At 56.0% G+C, this 18,921-nt stretch carries 21 protein-coding genes; 13 read left to right on the forward strand and 8 right to left on the reverse strand.

Annotation, left to right across the window (positions count from 1 at the left end; translation table 11 throughout):
* Positions 1-154 precede the first annotated feature (154 nt).
* From HALO_RS00790 to HALO_RS00810, 5 genes are all read left to right on the forward strand, one after another.
* Positions 155-733, forward strand: a complete 579-nt coding sequence (locus HALO_RS00790; RefSeq protein ID WP_035582014.1) for a TRAP transporter small permease — start codon at positions 155-157, stop codon at positions 731-733.
* Positions 734-763: 30 nt separating this feature from the next.
* A complete protein-coding gene (locus HALO_RS00795; RefSeq protein WP_050712841.1) occupies positions 764-2,047 on the forward strand; it encodes a TRAP transporter large permease in 1,284 nt (427 codons plus the stop codon).
* Between the two features lie 21 nt (positions 2,048-2,068).
* Positions 2,069-2,512, forward strand: coding sequence for a universal stress protein (locus HALO_RS00800; protein WP_035582010.1), 444 nt, complete (start codon positions 2,069-2,071; stop codon positions 2,510-2,512).
* 139 nt (positions 2,513-2,651) lie between these two features.
* Positions 2,652-3,332, forward strand: coding sequence for an FKBP-type peptidyl-prolyl cis-trans isomerase (locus HALO_RS00805; protein ID WP_035582008.1), 681 nt, complete (start codon positions 2,652-2,654; stop codon positions 3,330-3,332).
* 3 nt (positions 3,333-3,335) lie between these two features.
* The gene (locus HALO_RS00810) at positions 3,336-4,439 is read left to right on the forward strand and encodes an alpha/beta hydrolase-fold protein (protein ID WP_035582004.1); all 1,104 of its coding nucleotides are present in this window, start codon (positions 3,336-3,338) and stop codon (positions 4,437-4,439) included.
* 10 nt (positions 4,440-4,449) lie between these two features.
* On the opposite strand, the gene HALO_RS00815 is transcribed toward HALO_RS00810, so the two are convergent.
* Positions 4,450-5,043, reverse strand: coding sequence for an SCO family protein (locus HALO_RS00815; RefSeq protein ID WP_050712842.1), 594 nt, complete (start codon positions 5,041-5,043; stop codon positions 4,450-4,452).
* A 5-nt stretch (positions 5,044-5,048) separates the two neighbouring features.
* The gene (locus HALO_RS00820; protein WP_035581998.1) at positions 5,049-5,552 is read right to left on the reverse strand and encodes a hypothetical protein; all 504 of its coding nucleotides are present in this window, start codon (positions 5,550-5,552) and stop codon (positions 5,049-5,051) included.
* Between the two features lie 105 nt (positions 5,553-5,657).
* Between HALO_RS00820 and HALO_RS00825 the strand changes: the two genes are divergently transcribed.
* The 3 genes from HALO_RS00825 to HALO_RS00840 all read left to right on the forward strand — a co-directional run bounded on the left by HALO_RS00825 (position 5,658) and on the right by HALO_RS00840 (position 9,157).
* Positions 5,658-6,572 carry an AEC family transporter gene (locus tag HALO_RS00825; RefSeq protein ID WP_035581995.1) on the forward strand — a complete coding sequence of 305 codons (915 nt, stop codon included), beginning with the start codon at positions 5,658-5,660 and terminating at the stop codon, positions 6,570-6,572.
* 672 nt (positions 6,573-7,244) lie between these two features.
* On the forward strand, positions 7,245-8,156 hold the full coding sequence (gene thpD, locus HALO_RS00835) for an ectoine hydroxylase (RefSeq protein WP_050712843.1): 912 nt from the start codon (positions 7,245-7,247) through the stop codon (positions 8,154-8,156).
* 5 nt (positions 8,157-8,161) lie between these two features.
* The gene (locus HALO_RS00840; RefSeq protein ID WP_035581986.1) at positions 8,162-9,157 is read left to right on the forward strand and encodes a 2-hydroxyacid dehydrogenase; all 996 of its coding nucleotides are present in this window, start codon (positions 8,162-8,164) and stop codon (positions 9,155-9,157) included.
* 97 nt (positions 9,158-9,254) lie between these two features.
* On the opposite strand, the gene trmB is transcribed toward HALO_RS00840, so the two are convergent.
* Genes trmB through thiS form a run of 3 tightly spaced genes read right to left on the reverse strand, consistent with a single transcriptional unit; the run spans position 9,255 to position 11,052 of the window.
* Positions 9,255-10,025 (reverse strand): tRNA (guanosine(46)-N7)-methyltransferase TrmB, encoded by a 771-nt coding sequence (gene trmB, locus HALO_RS00845; RefSeq protein WP_050712844.1) that lies wholly within the window; start codon positions 10,023-10,025, stop codon positions 9,255-9,257.
* Between the two features lie 15 nt (positions 10,026-10,040).
* Positions 10,041-10,835 (reverse strand): thiazole synthase, encoded by a 795-nt coding sequence (locus HALO_RS00850; RefSeq protein ID WP_035581983.1) that lies wholly within the window; start codon positions 10,833-10,835, stop codon positions 10,041-10,043.
* A 10-nt stretch (positions 10,836-10,845) separates the two neighbouring features.
* The gene (thiS, locus tag HALO_RS00855; RefSeq protein ID WP_022521266.1) at positions 10,846-11,052 is read right to left on the reverse strand and encodes a sulfur carrier protein ThiS; all 207 of its coding nucleotides are present in this window, start codon (positions 11,050-11,052) and stop codon (positions 10,846-10,848) included.
* Positions 11,053-11,189: 137 nt separating this feature from the next.
* On the opposite strand from thiS, the gene HALO_RS00860 reads away from it, so the two are divergent.
* Both HALO_RS00860 and HALO_RS00865 read left to right on the forward strand, forming a co-directional pair.
* On the forward strand, positions 11,190-11,570 hold the full coding sequence (locus HALO_RS00860) for a DUF423 domain-containing protein (protein WP_035581980.1): 381 nt from the start codon (positions 11,190-11,192) through the stop codon (positions 11,568-11,570).
* A 66-nt stretch (positions 11,571-11,636) separates the two neighbouring features.
* Positions 11,637-12,752: a metallophosphoesterase gene (locus tag HALO_RS00865; RefSeq protein ID WP_035581978.1), complete on the forward strand. Its 1,116-nt coding sequence runs from the start codon at positions 11,637-11,639 to the stop codon at positions 12,750-12,752.
* Here HALO_RS00865 and HALO_RS00870 read toward each other — a convergent pair.
* Together HALO_RS00870 and HALO_RS00875 are read right to left on the reverse strand one after the other, a co-directional pair.
* Positions 12,733-13,026 carry an NTP transferase domain-containing protein gene (locus tag HALO_RS00870; protein ID WP_231896785.1) on the reverse strand — a complete coding sequence of 98 codons (294 nt, stop codon included), beginning with the start codon at positions 13,024-13,026 and terminating at the stop codon, positions 12,733-12,735. The genes HALO_RS00865 and HALO_RS00870 overlap by 20 nt on opposite strands.
* Positions 13,016-14,041, reverse strand: a complete 1,026-nt coding sequence (locus HALO_RS00875) for an XdhC family protein (protein WP_231896786.1) — start codon at positions 14,039-14,041, stop codon at positions 13,016-13,018. Before HALO_RS00875 ends, HALO_RS00870 begins: the two co-directional genes overlap by 11 nt.
* 171 nt (positions 14,042-14,212) lie before the next feature.
* Here HALO_RS00875 and HALO_RS00880 point away from each other — a divergent pair, with 171 nt between their 5' ends.
* From HALO_RS00880 to paoC, 3 genes are read left to right on the forward strand one after another with little or no spacing between them, the layout of a single operon-like run.
* Complete coding sequence (locus HALO_RS00880; protein ID WP_092490793.1) at positions 14,213-14,773, forward strand: 2Fe-2S iron-sulfur cluster-binding protein; 561 nt, start codon at positions 14,213-14,215, stop codon at positions 14,771-14,773.
* Positions 14,770-15,720, forward strand: coding sequence for an FAD binding domain-containing protein (locus HALO_RS00885; RefSeq protein ID WP_035581974.1), 951 nt, complete (start codon positions 14,770-14,772; stop codon positions 15,718-15,720). The genes HALO_RS00880 and HALO_RS00885 overlap by 4 nt, the downstream gene beginning before the upstream one ends.
* 3 nt (positions 15,721-15,723) lie before the next feature.
* Positions 15,724-17,907: an aldehyde oxidoreductase molybdenum-binding subunit PaoC gene (paoC, locus tag HALO_RS00890; RefSeq protein ID WP_050712846.1), complete on the forward strand. Its 2,184-nt coding sequence runs from the start codon at positions 15,724-15,726 to the stop codon at positions 17,905-17,907.
* A gap of 115 nt (positions 17,908-18,022) precedes the next feature.
* On the opposite strand, the gene HALO_RS00895 is transcribed toward paoC, so the two are convergent.
* Positions 18,023-18,778, reverse strand: coding sequence for a glutaredoxin (locus HALO_RS00895; protein WP_050712847.1), 756 nt, complete (start codon positions 18,776-18,778; stop codon positions 18,023-18,025).
* Positions 18,779-18,921 lie beyond the last annotated feature (143 nt).

Here is an 18,921-nt window from a genome sequence, read left to right on the forward strand (position 1 = left end):
GCATGCCGTTACGCTAGATTTCACTCCTCGCCAGTGGTACGAAGTAGATGTGGGCTAGACAGGTGTGCATTAGATAGGCCTGGAATAACGCTGTGTTTATTGTGCCAACGGCACTTAACGGGTGCCGTTAGAGCCGTTCAAAAGGAGTCCGGCCATGACCGATGATGAGATGGAAAAGAGTTACCGCTCCGGTTTGCCGGGGGTACTGGGCGTGATCGACACTGCAATTAGCAAAATAGAAGCCGTGATTCTCGCGATGGGTGTTTTGCTAATGGCGCTGAATACGGTCACCAATGTGGTAGCTCGTTTTGTATTTGGCAACAGCATTATGTTTTCCGGTGAGTTAAACCGCATTTTGATTATTATGATCACCTTTGCGGGGGTTGGCTATGCCGCCCGCCATGGCCGCCATATACGCATGTCGGCTATTTATGATGCGTTGCCGGTAGGCGGGCGCAAAGTGCTGATGATCTGCATTGCGCTGTTTACCTCGCTGGTGATGTTTTTCCTCCTCTACTATTCAGTTGTTTATATCCTTGATCTGCAGAGCAAAGGCCGCGTGTTGCCCTCCTTGGGCTTACCGGTGTGGATCATCTACCTATGGGTGCCGATGGGCTTTTTCATCACCGGTATTCAATACTTGCTAACCGCCGTTAAAAACTTAACGTCCCGCGATGTCTATCTCTCGACGGGCGTGGTGGATGGTTATAAAGATACGGAAACTGAAGTTTAACGCGGGGCACTGCACCCTAGGGGAACAGCTATGACGACAATAATGGTCACCACCATGATTGCCCTGCTGCTGCTGGGCTTTCCAATGATGATTCCGCTGATTACCGCTGCGGTAATCGGCTTCTATATGATGTTTAACGGCTTCGGCCAGATGGATACGCTGATCCAGCAGATGATGGCGGGCATACGGCCAGCTTCGCTCATTGCCGTACCCATGTTTATTCTTGCTGCTGATATTATGACGCGTGGTCAGTCCGCTAACCGCTTGATCGATATGGTTATGGCGTTTATCGGTCATATTAAAGGCGGCTTAGCGGTAAGCACGGCAGCTTCGTGCACACTATTTGGTGCTGTATCCGGTTCTACCCAGGCGACCGTGGTGGCCGTTGGTTCGCCGCTGCGGCCCAAGATGCTTAAAGCGGGCTACTCGGACTCTTTCACGCTGGCGTTGATCATCAATGCCAGCGATATTGCGTTCTTGATCCCCCCCAGTATCGGCATGATTATTTACGGGGTGATCTCGGGTACTTCCATCGGTGAGCTATTTATTGCCGGGATTGGGCCAGGGTTAATGATCCTGCTTATGTTCTCGACTTACTGCATTATCTACGCCATCGTTAAAGATGTACCTACTGAAGCAAAATCGAGCTGGAAAGAGCGCGCAGTAGCGGTTCAGCAGGCGCTTTGGCCGCTTGGTTTTCCGGTGATTATTGTCGGTGGTATTTACGGCGGTATCTTCAGTCCGACTGAAGCAGCAGCGGCTTGTGTGCTGTATGCCATTTTGCTTGAGTTCGTGGTTTTCCGCTCACTTAAGATGAATGACATTTATGCCATCGCCAAATCTACCGGTTTAATTACCGCCGTGGTGTTTATCCTGGTGGCGGTGGGTAATGGCTTCTCGTGGATCATTTCGTTTGCACAAATACCACAAATGATTCTGGAGGCGGTGGGGGKTAATGAAGCAGGTCCCACGGGCGTGCTGATTGCTATCTGTATCGCCTTCTTCGTTGCCTGTATGTTTGTCGATCCGATTGTGGTCATTCTGGTATTGACGCCTATCTTTACCCCTGCCATTGAGGCCACTGGGCTCGACCCGGTACTGGTGGGTATTTTGATCACCTTGCAGGTGGCGATAGGCTCGGCAACCCCGCCCTTCGGGTGCGATATTTTCACGGCGATTGCGATTTTCAAGCGCCCCTATTGGGATGTGATCAAAGGCACTCCGCCGTTTATTTTCATGCTGATTTTAGCCGCCGCTCTGCTGATCATGTTCCCGCAAATTGCGCTGTTCCTGCGCGATGTTGCCTTCCGCTAAMCAGCCACAAGGAGTACGCGAATGTTTAATCGCATTTTAGTCCCGGTGGATGGTTCTAAAGGCGCCTTAAGGGCGCTGGAAAAAGCGGTGGGCTTGCATATGCTGACCGGCGCTGAGCTTTATCTGCTGTGCGTGTTTAAACACCACAGTTTGCTGGAAGCCTCACTCTCGATGGTGCGGCCCAACCAGCTGGATATCCCGGATGATGCGCTAAAAGAGTACGCCACCGAGATCGCCGTGCATGCCAAATCCCACGCTATTGAGCTGGGCGCGGACAGCGCGCTCGTACGCGCTTTTGTAAAAGGCGGCCGACCATCGCGTATCATCGTCCGCTTCGCCCGTAAGCGAGAGTGCGACCTTATTGTGATTGGTGCTCAGGGTACCAATGGTGAGAAGAACCCGTTGCTGGGAAGCGTTTCTCAGCGTGTGGCGGGAGCCGCCCACTGCCCCACGCTGGTCGTCTAAATCCGCTAAACCTCTCGCTCATGTTGTGGTCTTACTAACACCCACCGTCCCGAAGATGCAGCTCGGGGCGGTGGGTGTTAGTCTTTGCATAACACTATTGGCGCTCGACGCCGCTATATACAAGATAAAAGGATCTTTCATGAAACGACTGCTCTCTACCACGGCTCTGACAGGTTTGCTTTTGGTCGCCCCGTTTGCCGCAGCAGCGCCAGAAACCGATGAACAGCGCTTGGCTTATAGCTTGGGTGTCACCCTGGGTGAAAGTATGCAGGCAGACATCGAAGACCTAGACCTGGATGCGTTCACAGATGGCATGCGCGATGTGTTTGAAGGCAATGACTTAGCGCTCAGTGAAGAAGAGATGACCGAGGCGTTGATGGCGTTCCAAGAGCAGTCAATGCAAGCGCGTGAAGCCGAAGCTGAAGAGATGGCACAAATGAGTCTCGAAGAGGGCGAAGCCTTCCTGGCTGAAAACGCTGAGCGCGATGAAGTGACCGTGACCGACTCTGGCCTTCAGTATGAAGTGCTTGAATCTGGCGATGGTGCCACGCCTGGCCCTGAAGATACCGTCGAAGTGAACTATGAAGGCATGCTGCTGGACGGCACCGTTTTCGATAGCTCTTTTGAGCGCGGTGAATCCGTCAGCTTCCAGACCAATCAGGTGATCGAAGGCTGGCAGGAAGCGCTGCAGATGATGAGCGTTGGCGATAGCTGGATGCTCTATATCCCCGCGGATATTGCTTACGGCGAGAATGGCCAAGGGCCGATTGGGCCTAACGAAGTACTGACCTTCCGCGTTGAACTGTTAGGCGTCGAATAAGCGATGCGCTCAGCCCCCCACTTCACTGTGCACCCCATCGCTTACGCGCTGCTTTGCGTTGGTGTATGTGTCCCGCTGATGGCTCAAGCGGAGACGACCGACGAGCCTGAGGATTTACCTGCCTTAAGTGCTGCCAGTGAGCAGGCCAGCGTGGTGGGGGTATCGTCGGGCGGTTATATGGCGACCCAGCTTGCGGTGGCCTGGCCCGAGCGGTTTAGTGGCTTGGGCGTTCTAGCGGCGGGGCCTTGGAGCTGTGCGCAGGGTTCGCTGAGTTTGGCGCTTAATCAGTGCATGATGACCCGCCGGGGGGAACCTTCATTAGATGAGCTGGAGGCTCGTTACCAGCGCTATAGGGAGCTTGAACAGATAGGTAGTAAACAAGCGCTTAGCCAGCTCAGGGCCTATTTGTGGCACGGCGAAGAGGATGAAGTAGTGAAGCCACTGCTCGGCGACCTGCTTGCAGAGCAGTGGCAGCAGTGGCTAGCCTCGCCTGATCAACTGCGCGTTGCGCGCAGTGAAAATGCAGGGCATGGCTGGCCGGTACGGTTACCCAGTGAAGCTGCCCCAGGCCCTCAGGAGTGGGGCGATTGTCGTCAGGGTGGCGGTAGTTTCCTATTATCCTGCGACGACGATATTGCCGGAGAAATGCTGGATTGGCTCTACCCCGAACGCGATGTCTCGGCCGCTGGCGAGCCTGGTAGTGAGCAAGAGGGTGAGCAAGATGGCGAACTAATCGCATTTGATCAGTCAGAGTTTGCGGTAAAAGGCCTAGCCGATACGGGCTATGTGTTTATACCCAAAGGTTGCGAAGCGGGCGAGTGCCCGGTCACGTTGGCACTGCACGGTTGCCAAATGACCGCAGAGGCCATTGGCGATACGTTTATACGCTACACCGGGTTAAATGCCTGGGCGTCGGCGCATCAGCAAATCGTGCTCTATCCTCAGGCAGAAAGCAGTATGGCGAACCCGCAGGGCTGCTGGGACTGGTGGGGGTTTGCTGAAAGTACCTGGCAGTTAAGCCCGCAGCACGATACCCGTAGCGGCACTCAAATTAGCGCGTTAATGGCCATGTTGGATCGTTTACAATCCGCACCTGAATCCGATTAAGAAGCGCCGATTAACTGCCTAGTTCGCTCTCTAATGCGGAAACTAAACCATGCGGGGKCGGTGAGTAGAGCACTCGCTGAAGAATATCGCCCTCGTGATTAACCAAAAAGAGCGAGGCGCTGTGATCAATGGTGTAGTCCATTGCTGAATCTGGCGCTTCGACTTTTCGCCATATCACCCCATAGCGTGAGGCGACATCCTCAAGCTGTTCCTGGCTGCCCACCGCGCCGATAAACGCCTCGCCGAAAAAGCCCATGTACTCCTGCATGCGCGCGATGGTGTCGCGTTCGGGATCAACGGTGATCATCACCGGCACCACACGTTCGCGCTGCTCCTCAGAGAGTTGGGCCAGGGCTTGGCGCTTTACCGATTGGGTCATCGGGCAAATATCGGGGCAATACGTATAGCCGAACGAAACAATCGCAACTTGATCGTCGTCCAGTTGGGTCAACGAAAAATCACCCTGGGTAGAGGGCAGTTCGATTGGGCCGCCTACAGGCTCCCCCTCTTTGGGGGCGAAAGCATACTGATAGAGGCCAATCCCGCTGGCCACCAGCAAAAGCGCCACCAACCCCGCGCCTAGCCATAACGGTTTTCTTGCCATGTGAGTTAACTCCGAATCACGTCAAAATCGAACCAGCTGCCTACCTTGCCTTCTGCGGTTTCCAGTATGACACGTGCCCGCCAGGGCATAACGCTTTGCGTACAAATTCCCACTTGGCCTTGACCTTGAAAGTGGCCGGGCGCACCGGCGCTAAGGGCAAAACGGTGTAGCCCCAAATCCATATCTCGACCAATAAAATCTACCTCGACCTGCGTGGCCGTTACACCCTCGACTTCTACTTCCAGTGGTAATATCTCCAGTGCATCAATCCGTCCAATGGACGCAATGTGAAGCGTGATACGGCCTATATCGCCCAGGGTGGCGGAGCAGGGCGCGGCATGCAAGTCGCAGTTTGAAGTGGGTGGAAACCATGTCACATCACTGTCGCGGTGCAGCCAATGGGCAAAGGCATACCACGCGCAGGCCGCCAGCGCCAAGCCAGTGACCAGTATCAGTACCCTTAAGACGGGGAAGCCCGCCGGGTGTGCAGGTTTTGATATCATCTTCATGGCAGAATAATCGCTACGCGAGCCGTGAGGCGGGAAGTTTGATCATGGTAACAGTAATCGCGCCGATATCGCTGTGCTGGGATGTCGCAGGCAAAAGGGACATAAATGGAGAGTATCACTGGCGCTTTAGGCCCACTATTTCTGTTGATCTTACTGGGCGCCGTGCTGGGCTATTGGCGTTGGCCTAGCGACACTTTTTGGCCGCAGATGGAGCGGCTGATCTACTTTGTGCTGTTTCCCGCCATGCTGGTGGGCACCTTGGCGACTGCCGATGTGAGCCAAGTTCCGGTCGGCCGCCTTGCAATGGTGTTACTCGGCGCGATGGTGCTGTTTGGCCTGCTGCTCTGGCGTTTACGCGGCTGGCTAAAGCTAACACCTGCGGCGTTTACGTCGGTATTTCAAGGCGCGGTACGTTTTAATACCTATGTAGGCGTTGCTGGCGCCGCCGCGCTACACGGCAGCCTAGGAGCGACCACCGCAGCCGTCGCCGTGGCACTAATGGTGCCAGTGGTTAACGTGATGTGTGTGGCCAGCTTTGTCGCGGCTGGCACTCTAGGCGGTGCTAGCGTAGGTAAAAGTGCCATGGCGTTGATTAAAAATCCGCTGATTCTGGCCTGCTTGGCGGGTATTGGCCTGAACCTGTCGGGCGTTGGTTTGCCTGGCTGGAGTCAAGATACGGTTGAGCTACTGGGGCGTGCGGCGCTGCCATTGGGTTTGGTGGCCGTCGGGGTGGCGCTGCGTCCTGCGGCGCTGCTGCGTATTGATCGCGGAGTGCTGGCCACCAATGGCGTTAAACTGCTGCTCATGCCCGCGCTGGTATTGGCATTAACCTGGATACTACAGCTGGATCCGGTAAGCCGCGACGTAGCGCTACTGTTTGCAGCACTCCCTACGGCTACCTCTGCGTATATCTTAGCCCGTCAGTTGGGGGGCGATGCCGAGCTCATGGCCGCGATCATTACCGGCCAAACCCTGTTGGCMATGCTTACCCTGCCGTTTTGGCTGCAGTTGGTTAGCTGACGGCGAGGCTGGAATGCTAAATAAAAAATATTCGTATTTGTGTTGACGAGGTAAATGAGAACTATTACAGTGTAATTGTCAGCGTTTGATGAGACGCTGGCAACCACGACAGCTGCTTGGATAACATTCATCGCCAGTTTTCTGTCATGGTTTCTCCCTCTCATTGCTAGTCACGGTCTTTTTGCCGCTCCTCTGGAGCGGCTTTCTTTTTTTATGCGTGCCAATTTTTTATTTATCTCCTGTGTAGGCGATTGTGATCTTTGCCTTCGACAAGCGGTAATAAAAAATATTCGTATTTGTATTGACGGGGTAAATGAGAACTATTACAATGTGGTTGTCAGCGTTTAATGAGACGCTGGCAACCACGACAGAAACCGCCAGTTTCCTGTCATGGTTTCTCCCTCTCATTGCTAGTCACGGTCTTTTTTGCCGCTCCATTGGAGCGGCTTTCTTTTTTTAGCCCCTGCTACCCTCTCGCTTCCTATACTGCCTTTCGACTCCCGCTCCTCGCTTTCCGTCTCTTGTTTTAAAAACATGAATTTAAAAACGATGATTGCTGGCACGATGAGCCGGCTGACATAGCGTTATTGCTGTGGTGCGTTTTGGCGTCTACGTTTTATAAGTAGCCCCTAAAAGCGTTACTTGACATGGATACTAACGGAGGAGTTTGCCATGAACGATACACAAGACTTATTCCCTACTCGCTTGGAACGAAAGTTGGGAATGTTTGAACGCATCGATCCAGTGGTATACGGCGATGAGTCACAGCTTGCGAATGGCCCCTTAAGCAAATCAGAAATTGATGAGTACGAAAGAAAAGGATTTCTGTCGTTTGAAGGATTTTTTGACGCTGATGACATGCAGGTTTTTCTTAAAGAACTGCGCGAGTATGAAGACGATGCTGATCTGAAACTTTCAGAAGGCACTATTCTTGAACCTGGGCGTGAAGAGATTCGTACTATTTTCGGCATCCACGATGTTTCAAAACGCTTTCAGCGCTTGACCCAGGATCCCAAGCTATTGGCGATTGTTAAGCAACTGCTGGGCAGCGATGTATATATTCATCAGTCACGGATTAACTATAAACCAGGTTTTAAAGGCAAAGGGTTTGAGTGGCACTCCGACTTTGAAACATGGCATAGCGAAGACGGCATGCCACGTATGCGTGGGTTAAGTTGCTCCATCGTACTCACTGACAACGGTGAATTTAACGGCCCATTAATGTTGATCCCTGGCTCGCATCATTATTTTGTTCCGTGTGTCGGACGAACGCCGGAAAATAACTATAAAGAGYCGCTGAAAAGCCAAGAGGTGGGCGTGCCCCCAGCCAGTAGCCTTCGCGAGATAATGCTAGAAAACGATATCGAAGCTCCCAAGGGGCCTGCCGGTTCGCTGGTGATCTTTGAATGCAATACCATGCACGGCTCGAACATAAATATGTCTTGCTGGCCGAGAAGTAATCTGTTCTTTGTTTACAACAGTGTTGAAAACACGCTGCACGACCCTTACTGCGGTAACCGGCCCAGGCCGGAATTTCTAGCTAATCGTTCGGATTGGGAGCCGCTAAAACCGCTCAACGAGTAAAGCCCATGCGCATCGCCGTGTTTAGTGCTAAACCCTACGACCGCACTTTTCTTACACGCGCCAACTCGGGGCAACGCCACCACTTAAGCTTTTTTGAGGCGCGTTTAACTGAAGACACGGCGACCTTAGCCAACGGTTTTGACGCGATTTGCGCCTTCGTGAATGACTGCCTTGATGCCGCCGTGTTAGAGCAACTGCATAACGGTGGCACAAGATTAGTGGCGCTGCGTTCGGCGGGCTTCAACCATGTTGATTTGGCTGCCGCCGAACGGTTAGGCATCACAGTGGTACGGGTGCCTGCCTACTCCCCCCACGCAGTGGCAGAACACGCGGTCGCCCTAGTGCTGAGCCTTAATCGCATGACTTATCGCGCTTACAACCGTGTGCGGGAGGGTAATTTTGCCCTGGATGGCCTGCTGGGGTTCGACCTGCACGGTAAAACGGTAGGCATTATTGGAACTGGGCATATTGGGCTGATTTTTGCCGATATTATGCACGGCTTTGGTTGCCGGGTAGTGGCCAGCGACCCGTTTCCCAGCCCGGATGCTAAATCCTTTGTTGAGTACGTGCCGCTAGCAACGCTGTTTGCCAGCGCCGACATTATCTCGCTGCACTGCCCGTTGACGCCTGAGACTCACCATTTGATTGATGCCGATGCCATCGCGCAAATGAAGGAAGGCGTCATGCTGATCAATACCGGCCGCGGAAGGGTGGTCGATACCCAAGCCGTCATAGCAGGCCTGAAAAGCGGCAAAATCGGCCGCTTAGGGCTGGATGTCTATGAAGAGGAAGAGCAGCTGTTCTTCGAAGACCTCTCTCAAGGCGTGATTAACGATGACCAGTTTATGCGCCTGACGACCTTCCATAATGTACTGATCACCGGACACCAAGCCTTCTTCACCGCCGAAGCGCTAACCAATATCGCCGAGACGACGTTGGCTAATATTGACGCTTTTGAAAGTGGGATGGGAGAGATTTATCGGGTCGTTTTAGCGAAATAACACTGCTCTAAATCTACTCAGCGACGGATTGATGAAGACCGTCGCGAGCATTGTGATGAGAGTGCTATAGCTAACTAGCACCAATTGGCAGAACGGTTCAGCCTTCCCGCTGATAAATCAAATCCCAAACCCCATGGCCGAGTTTCTCGCCGCGGGCTTCAAACTTGGTCAATGGGCGGAACGCCGGGCGCGGCACATACGGGGCGGTTTCCGCGCTGGCGGTATTGGCATAGCCGGGGGCCGCTTCCATTACCTCGGCCATCCACTCTGCGTAGGCTTCCCAGTCGGTGGCCATATGGAAGGTGCCGCCAGGCATCAGGCGAGTGCGGATCAACTCAACAAAGGCAGGCTGTACGATGCGCCGTTTGTGGTGCTTCTTCTTCGGCCAGGGGTCGGGGAAGAATAGCTGTAGCGTGGTTAGCGAGCCTTCGGGCAGGCACTGCTCAAGCACTGCCAGGGCGTCCTCGCGGTAAACGCGCAGGTTAGTCAGGCCGCGCTTATCAACTTCATCGAGCAGTTTGCCAACGCCAGGAGCGTGGACTTCGATGCCGATAAAGTCGGTGTCTGGGTGAGTCTCGGCCTGTTCTATCAGCGAGKTGCCCATGCCAAAACCGATTTCCACTACCCGCGGTGCCTGACGGCCAAACAGCGCGTCCAAATCTTGGCGGCCGTCTGCGATGGTCAGGCCAAAACGCGGCCAAATATCTTCTAAGCCACGGTTTTGCGCCTGGGTCATACGGCCCGCGCGGATCACATAGCTTTTAATGCCGCGGCGATGCAGCGGTGCATCCGTACCTTCCGGCCCTGTGGTGGCGTTGCTTTCGGGCGCGGCGTGACGTTCGGGTACGCTATCGTTGGGTTCAGTCATGGGGTCTCGAATCAATTAACCGTTAATACGGCCAGCGAAAGGTGAAGAAGGATCGGCGGATTGGCGGCGCGGCATACGGCCGGCTAGAAACGCATCGCGGCCGGCTTCCACGGCCAGCTTCATGGCGTTGGCCATGCGCAGCGGCTCGCGGGCGTGGGCAATGGCTGTATTGAGCAGTACACCGTCACAGCCTAGCTCCATCGCCATGGCAGCGTCTGACGCCGTACCAATGCCCGCATCCACTAGTACCGGTACCTTGCTCTGTTCAACAATCAAGCGCACGTTGTGTGGGTTTTGAATGCCGTGGCCAGAMCCGATCAGCGAGCCCAGCGGCATGATGGCGCAGCAGCCCATGGCTTCCAGCTCGCGTGCCACAATGGGATCGTCGCTGGTGTACACCATGACGTCAAAACCGTCAGCCAGCAGCGTTTCCGCAGCTTTGAGCGTCTCAACCACATTGGGGTAGAGCGTGTGGTCGTCGCCGAGGACTTCCAGCTTGACCAGGTTGTGGCCGTCGAGCAGCTCGCGGGCCAAACGGCAGGTGCGCACGGCATCTTTAGCGGTGTAGCACCCGGCGGTATTGGGCAGCAGGGTGTAGCGCTCGGGGGAGATGGCGTCTAATAGGTTGGGCGCGTCGGCGTCCTGACCTAAATTAGTGCGGCGTACGGCAAACGTGACGATTTCAGCGCCGCTTTGGGCAATGGCGGCGCCGGTTTCGGTAAAGTCTTTGTACTTGCCTGTGCCAACCAGCAGGCGCGAGTGAAAATCGCGCCCAGCAATGGTTAACGGTGTATCAGTTAGTTGGGTCATAGTATTTCCTTTAGCCGCCGCCAATCGCGTGGACAACCTCTACGTGGTCGCCATCGACCAAGCGGGTGTCGGCGTGTTGGCTGCGGGGGACGATCTCTTCGTTAATTTCGACGGCGATACGACGACCACTAAGGCCCAGCTGTTCAACTAAGTCAGCGGCGGTGAGGCCGGTGGACAGCGTATGGGGTTCACCGTTTAGACGTATCTGGATAGACATAAATAGGCGCGTCTCATTCGTCGTGGCAGTTCGTGCTCTCAGGTATTCTCTATTGTAGCGGTTTCGCGCCGCGCAAGGTAAGCCGTAGCAGCAATCAGCGTGATGGGTATCAACCATAATCGGAGCAGGAGAGCAGCGTGCAGCGGACAGATAAAGTGTGGTGGTGCGTAGCGGCGCTGTCTGGCGCCATAATGGTGATGCTGGGTGCCTACGCGGCCCACGGCTTAGCCGCGCACACGACTGAGGCGATGGTAAGTGCCGTGGAAACCGGCGTGCGTTACCAAGCGTGGCACACGCTAGCCATGATGATCGTACTGGTGTGGCGTCAAGTAAATCCGCTAGCGGGTCAGCGTTGGGTGTTGGCGCTGTGGACGCTGGGGGTTGTGGGCTTTTCCGGCTCGCTCTACTTAATGGCCTTGGCGGGGCTAAGTCTGGGTATTGTGACGCCGATTGGCGGCGTGTTGCTTATGGCCGGGTGGCTGGCGCTAGCTGTCGTAGTACTCATAGCCAAGGAATAAGCACCATCCCCTAGGCCGAAAATACGCGTGGCTGTGCCGCGGTTCTCCCATTTTACGAGCATCTCTATGTTTCATTTTGTCGTTGCAATACCCTGCCTAATTGTCATTTTCCGCTATTTAATACCCCTTAAGTGGCCGCTCTGGTTTAAGTTCCTGCTCAGCGCTGTGCTGCTGTTTGTTGCTCAGCACCATTTGTTGACGTTACTGGCATTTGGCTCGATGTTTTCTCCCGAGGTGCCAAGAGTCATCGTGCTGGCCGTTAATTGGATTTTCGGCACGATGCTGTTTCTAGCGGTACTCCAGATAGCCGTTGATCTGATAGTGCTTATGTTGATGGTGTTTAAGCGGCGGCGTATCGCCATCCCTCCTGTGCTGCGTTACAGCATGGGAGCATTGGCGTTAGGCGTGGCTGCTTTCGCTGTCAGCCAAGCAGCGCGGGTTCCTGCGGTTAAGGATATCGAGGTGGCCATTCAAGGGCTTCCAGCGGAGTTTGATGGGTATGAGATTGTGCAGTTAACCGATCTGCACATCAGCCGGCTGTTTGAAGCTCCTTGGGTTGAAGCGGTGGTAGCGCAGGCCAATGCGCTTGAGCCAAATTTAATTGTCATCACCGGCGACCTGATCGATGGCGACCTTGATGTGCGTCGCACAGATGTGGCGCCGCTTCAAGCGCTCTCAGCGCCAGACGGTGTCTACACCATTCCGGGTAATCATGAGTACTATTTTGGTTACCCGCAGTGGATAGAGCATTACCAGACGCTCGGCATGCAGGTATTGGCGAATCAACACGTGGCAATTGAAAACGAGGGGGCGAATTTAGTTCTGGCGGGGGTTACAGACTTTACAGCAGGCAGGCACGCTTTTCCTGCGCCAAATGTAGAGGAGGCGATAGCAGGGGCGCCGGATGACGCACCGATTATTATGTTGGATCATCAGCCCCGAAACGCAGCTGTTGCGGCCGCCGCCGGGGTGGATCTTCAGCTTTCCGGGCATACCCACGGGGGGATGATCGTGGGCTTTGATCGGCTCGTTGCCCGTGCCAATAATGGGTTTGTGTCTGGTTTTTATGATGTCCAGGAAATGGCGCTTTACGTGAATAACGGCACAGGATTATGGCCAGGGTTTGCGCTACGCCTCGGCAAACCATCAGAGTTAACCCGCATTACGCTTCGTCAGGGGTAGCGTTGGGTGCCGCCTCGGCGAGGCTTGCCCCCAGCCCAAGATGCGCCTGATGAAGCCGAATCAGGGGCGTGTTGTCTGCAAGGCCTAGCAACGTCGCATCATCCTCTTCACGTATCGCCACGCGCAGTAACGGAAAGGCTTGCTCCGCATTCGCGACAGAGGCGGCCAACAGCGAGCGTCCGTCGACTAAGGGGGCGCAGCGCTTGTCACTTTCGCCAAAGCGGCGTGAGTAGCCAGCGGCCATCACCAAGGCGACGACATTACTAGAGCTCATGGAGTGCTTTTCCGTGCTGCACCCGTACGATATCCGCCATGATCGAGAGGGCAATTTCCGCTGGGGTCTTGCTTCCTAATGCTAGACCAATCGGCATATGCAGTCGGTCGACTTGCTCTTCGGTCAGCCCCCCTGAGCGAATCAGCCGCTCTACCCGTTCCGCTGAGGTGCGTCTTGATCCCATCACGCCTATATAAAACGCGGGCGTGCGCACCGCTTCCATCATGGCTAAGTCATCAATACGCGGGTCATGGCTGAGCGCAACAATGGCGGTGGCGCCGTGGCAGCCGTTGGCAGTTAGATATAGGGAAGGAAGTTGCGTCTTGACCGTAACCCCCGCAACGCCAAACGCTTGGCAGGCGGCCTCGTCGGGGTCGCAGACAATCACCTCAAACCCTAACGTGGCGGCAAACGAGGCGCAGGCGCTGGAAACGGGCGAAATGCCGGCGATGATTAGCCGCCGCGCGGGCGCAAGCCGCATGCTTACCCGATCTGGTGTGCCCTCTTCACGGGGCCAGATCACGCGAGGCCCCAGCGTGGCATCGTCGGTAAAGTAGCGGGTGCCCGTCTGAATATCGACATGGCGCATCAGCTGGTGATGGCCTTCAAGCGTCGCCTTCAGCGTGCCAAGGTGCTCCCGTATCTCCTGCGTGGCGGGTAGGCGCTCAACCAGCACCTCAAGAATGCCGCCGCAGGGCAGCGTGATATGCCCGGCCTGCGTATTGTCTGCATCGCCGTAGCGTATAACGACCATTGGGTTTTCAAACTGCCCCTCTGCTAGGCGCTTGATGAAATCATCCYCCACACAGCCGCCAGAAAGCGACCCCAGGTGGCTGCCGTCCCTGATTACCGCCATCCAGGCGCCGGGGGCGCGGGGCGATGAGCCAAACGTGGCGAGCACGGTGCACAGCCAGACCGTTTCGCCCTCCCGGGACCAGGTAAGCGCTTGATCGATAACCTGCAAGTCCAAATGCTGCATTTCAAACGATTCCAGTAGTGAGCAAGCGGCATCCATTGCCTCGCTTGCATGGATAGACGTGTCATAGCGTAGCGCACCTGAGGTATGTAGAGGCTTTGTTTTACAGGGGTTGGTCAGAGATTTGGGCTGCCTGGGGTAATCGTGACTATGCTAAAGGTCTTATGGCACTAAATAAGCGATAGCAACGCGCAAGGAAGGCATATAGCAATGAACTCCTCTAATAATGTCGAAAGACACCCCAAGACCGAGAACCCTGATAGCAGCACCTTTACACTGACCGTCAATGGTGAACACCATCCGTTAACGCTGGATAACCGCACAACGCTTTTGGATGCCCTGCGTGAGCACCTGCAACTTACAGGCTCCAAGAAAGGCTGTGACCACGGTCAATGTGGTGCCTGCACGGTGCTGGTGAACGGCGAACGCATCAACGCCTGCTTGTCTCTTGCGGTGATGCATGAAGGCGATGATATTGCGACTATCGAAGGGGTGGCTGAGGKCGACCATCTTGATCCCATGCAGCAAGCCTTTGTCGATCATGACGCTTTCCAGTGCGGCTACTGCACGCCGGGGCAAATCTGCTCGGCCAAGGCAGTGCTTGACGAGATCCAGGCGGGGCTGCCAAGCCACGTTACCAACGATCTGAATGCGCCTATTGAGATAAGCGATGCGGAAATTCGCGAGCGGATGTCGGGCAACCTTTGCCGCTGCGGCGCCTACGCCAACATTCTCAAGGCCATTAACCAGGTGGCGGAGGCGCGCTCATGAAAGCTTTTTCTTATGAACGCGTCAGCGACCCGGCCCAGGCGGCAGCGCGTGCGGCGGAAGTGCCGGGCGCCAAGTTTATTGCGGGCGGTACTAACCTGCTGGATCTGATGAAGCATGAGATCGAAACCCCCGGGCACCTGATCGACGTATCGGGCACGGGTCTTGACGATATTACCCCGACGGATGAGGGCGGCCTGCGCATTGGTGCGCTGGTCAGCAACACCGCGCTCTCGGCGGATGCCCGGATCCGCAAGGATTACGCGGTGTTGAGTCGGGCGCTTGTCTCGGGTGCTTCGGGCCAGCTGCGCAATAAAGCCACGACCGGCGGCAATCTTTTACAGCGCACGCGCTGCCCCTATTTTTATGACACTGGTATGCCCTGCAACAAACGTTCGCCTGGGGCTGGCTGTGCAGCACTGGGTGATGGCGCAACGTCGCGTCAACTGGGCGTCATCGGCACGTCAGACGCGTGCATTGCCACGCACCCTTCGGATATGGCCGTTGCCCTGCGCGTGCTGGATGCCGAAGTGGAAACCGTGACGTCATCGGGTGAAACGCGCCGCCTGACGCTGGATGAGTTTTACCAGTTGCCCGGAGATACCCCGGAGATAGAGAACGCGCTGCAAGCAGGTGAAATGATCACCGCCGTGCGGCTACCGCCCCCTGTTAAAGGTCGCCATGCCTACTACAAGGTGCGCGACCGGGCTTCTTACGCCTTTGCGCTGGTATCCGTTGCGCTGATTCAAGCCCCCGATGGCACCGGGCGTGTGGCACTGGGGGGCGTGGCGCCCAAGCCTTGGCGCCGTGCTGAAGCCGATGCGCTGTTACCCCAGGGCGCATCCGCCGTCATGGCCCGCTTACTGGACGGGGCTCGTCCAACGCATGAGAACGCCTACAAGCTTACCCTCGCAGAGCGAACGCTCGCCGCGCTGCTGGCTCAGGAGTGACCCATGGATTTTAATCAATCAACGGAAGATAACCTGTTCGACCGTGCCCGTATTATCGGCAAGCCGCATGTACGAATCGACGGGCTCCTTAAGGTAACCGGCAGCGCGCCCTACGCTTACGAGCGGCATGCCGTCGTGGCCAACCAGCTGGTGGGTTATCCCGTGGGCGCAACAACTGCCCGGGGAAAAATCACCCATATGGACGCCTCGGCCGCCCGCGCCGCTCCCGGCGTAGCCGCCGTTATCACCACTCTGGAGTTTGAGCCGCTGGCGCGTGCCGACAGCAATGTGGCCCACCTGTTCGGGGGGGCCACCGTTGAGCACTACCACCAAGCGATTGCTGTAGTGGTCGCCGACACCTTGGAGCAGGCGCGTGGTGCGGCGTCATTGATCGACGTGCGCTACGAAGAGGCGCCGGGGGTGTTCGATCTTGAAGATGCCTGGACGCGTCTGCAAAACACTGGTGAGCCGATCGCCAACGTAGGCGATGTGGATGGTGCGTTTGACGCCGCACCGGTGACGCTGGATGAAACCTACCGCACTGCTTCGCAAAGCCACGCCATGATGGAGCCTCACTCTTCCATTGTTGACTGGTCAGACGGCGGGCAGATGACGGTATGGACCTCGAACCAGATGATCGAATGGACGCGCCAGGCGCTCGCTACCMCCTTTGATATCGACGCCGACAGAATCCGCCTGGAAAGCCCTTACGTGGGCGGTGGCTTTGGCGGCAAGCTGTGGCTACGCGCCGATGCGGTGCTGGCGGCGCTTGGCTCGCGCGCGACCGGCCAGCCGGTCAAGGTGGCTCTGCCGCGGCCAATGATCTTCAACAACGCCACGCACCGCTCCGGCACCATTCAGCGCCTGCGCATCGCGGCCGGGTCAGATGGCAAGATTACCGCCTTCGACCATGCCGCCGTTTCCCATACGCTGCCCGGCGGCAGCGGTGAAGATGCGGTCAATCAGACTCGTTGCTTCTACGCGGGCGAAAATCGTCGCATGGCCCACCATCCTATCGATATGGGCCTTCCTGAATCGGCGGATATGCGTGCCCCTGGCGAAGCCTCGGGGCTCGCGGTGCTGGAGATCGCCATGGACGAGATGGCGGAGAAGCTCGGCATGGACCCGGTGGAGTTCAGAGTTCTCAACGACACCCAGGTCAATCCCGAAGAGCCATCAAAGCCCTTCAGCGAACGCCACTTTGTGGAGTGCCTGCGAAAGGGCGCCGACACCTTCGGCTGGGCTGAACGTAATCATAAACCGGGCGGCCAGCGCGAAGGCCAGTGGTTGATTGGCCACGGTATGGCCGGTGCCTMCCGCGGTGCGCCCMCCCTGACCTCGGGCGCGCGGGTGCGCTTGCAGAATGGGCGACTGATTGTAGAAACCGATATGACCGATATCGGCACCGGTTCCTACACCATCCTGACCCAGACAGCCGCAGAAACCATGGGCATGGAGATGCAGGACGTAGAGGTACGCCTTGGCAATAGCGCCTACCCGACCTCCTCCGGCTCAGGCGGGCAGTTTGGAGCAGCGAGCTCTACCGCTGGCGTTTACGCCGCCTGTGTAGCGCTTCAGGCGAAGATCGCCAAGCACCTGAACGTTGACGAGGCGCGCTTTGAAAATGGCCGCGTTGCCGCCGGGCAGATAGATCTGGCGCTGGCCGACGTGGCCGATGGCGAAGAGATTATGGCTGAAGATTCGATCAACTTTGGCGACTTTAAGGACAAGCTGGAGATTGGCACCTTCGCGGCACACTTTGTTGAGGTGGCCGTGCATGCCTATACCGGGGAAACCCGCGTGCGGCGTATGCTGGCCGTGTGCGATGCAGGGCGCATCCTCAACCCCATCACGGCGCGCAGCCAGGTGATTGGCGGTATGACCATGGGCGTGGGGGCTGCCTTGACCGAGGGCATGAGCGTGGATACCGAGCGCGGTTTCTTCGTTAACCACGACTTGGCAGGCTACGAAGTGGCGGTGCATGCGGATATCCCCGAGCAGGAGGTCATCTTTTTAGACACCACCGATGCTGCTTCATCGCCGCTAAAAGCAAAAGGTGTTGGGGAACTGGGCATCTGTGGCGTAGCCGCCGCGATTGCCAACGCGATCTACAATGCTACTGGTGTTCGGGTGCGCGAATACCCGATGACATTGGATCGAATAATTGCCCAGTTACCTGCCGCGTAAAACCTCAGGGATGTGGCTGCTAGTCTGAACTCTATGCCGAGGGTCGGAAGCATTTGGATCCTCGGCACGATCCTAAGACCTTTTTATGCCACGCGTTGCTCTGCCATTTTGCTATTTATGACAACAACATCCGTAGCGGCATCCACAGCCCCATGGCGATCATTACCAGGTTTTCGGTTAGCGACACAAAACCCAACGGCACATTGCTGTTACCGCCGACGCAGGCGCATTTAAGCTCACGCTTGTCGATATACACGGCTTTAAACACGGAGACCGCCCCCACCGTACCGACAAACAGCGCCAGCGGCGCGGCCAGCCACATCAACGCCCCGGCCAGCATTAAAATACCTGCAAGCGTCTCGGCGTAGGGGTAAAAATAGCTATAGGGGACGTAGCGTTGAGCTAACAGGTCGTAATTCAAAAACATACTGCTAAAACTTTCGACATCTTGCAGTTTCTGCAATCCCAGCAGCACCATGGCCGTAGCAACGGCATACTCCGGCATGCGTGCAGTGAACAGTGTGCCCTGGGACGCCCAACTAATCGCCAAACCGATCAGTAGCGCAGTAGCAAAAATGGCAATTACCGGCCGATAAGTGGTTTCTTTTGCATTGGGAMCACTCATTCCCAGATGCTCACGCAGCTCTTCGTAGCCGCCGATGCGTTGGTCACCGATGAACACCTGAGGCGTAGTGTCGACATTTTCCTGTTGCTTGAACGCGTCGATCTCATCGCGGGACGTTAAGGTGTGGTCGTCGACCTTAAAGCCCTTGCGTTTGAGTAGATCAACCGTCTTCAGGCCAAACGGGCACAGATGCTCGGCGGKTTTCATCCGGTAAACCCGCGCGCTTTGCTGTGTTGATGATGCCATGGCAACCTCCCTTTTTTGCCTTATCAAGGCTAACAGCGTAGTACCTGGGGTCGCCTATAGGTCAAGTGTTGGTATATTTTCCATAGCCGAATAAATCAGGTAGTGGCCTTCGCAACGAGCGATTAGGCTAAAAGATATAAAAC

The sequence above is a fragment of the Halomonas sp. R57-5 genome (assembly GCF_900070345.1).
GTDB lineage: Bacteria > Pseudomonadota > Gammaproteobacteria > Pseudomonadales > Halomonadaceae > Vreelandella > Vreelandella ventosae_B.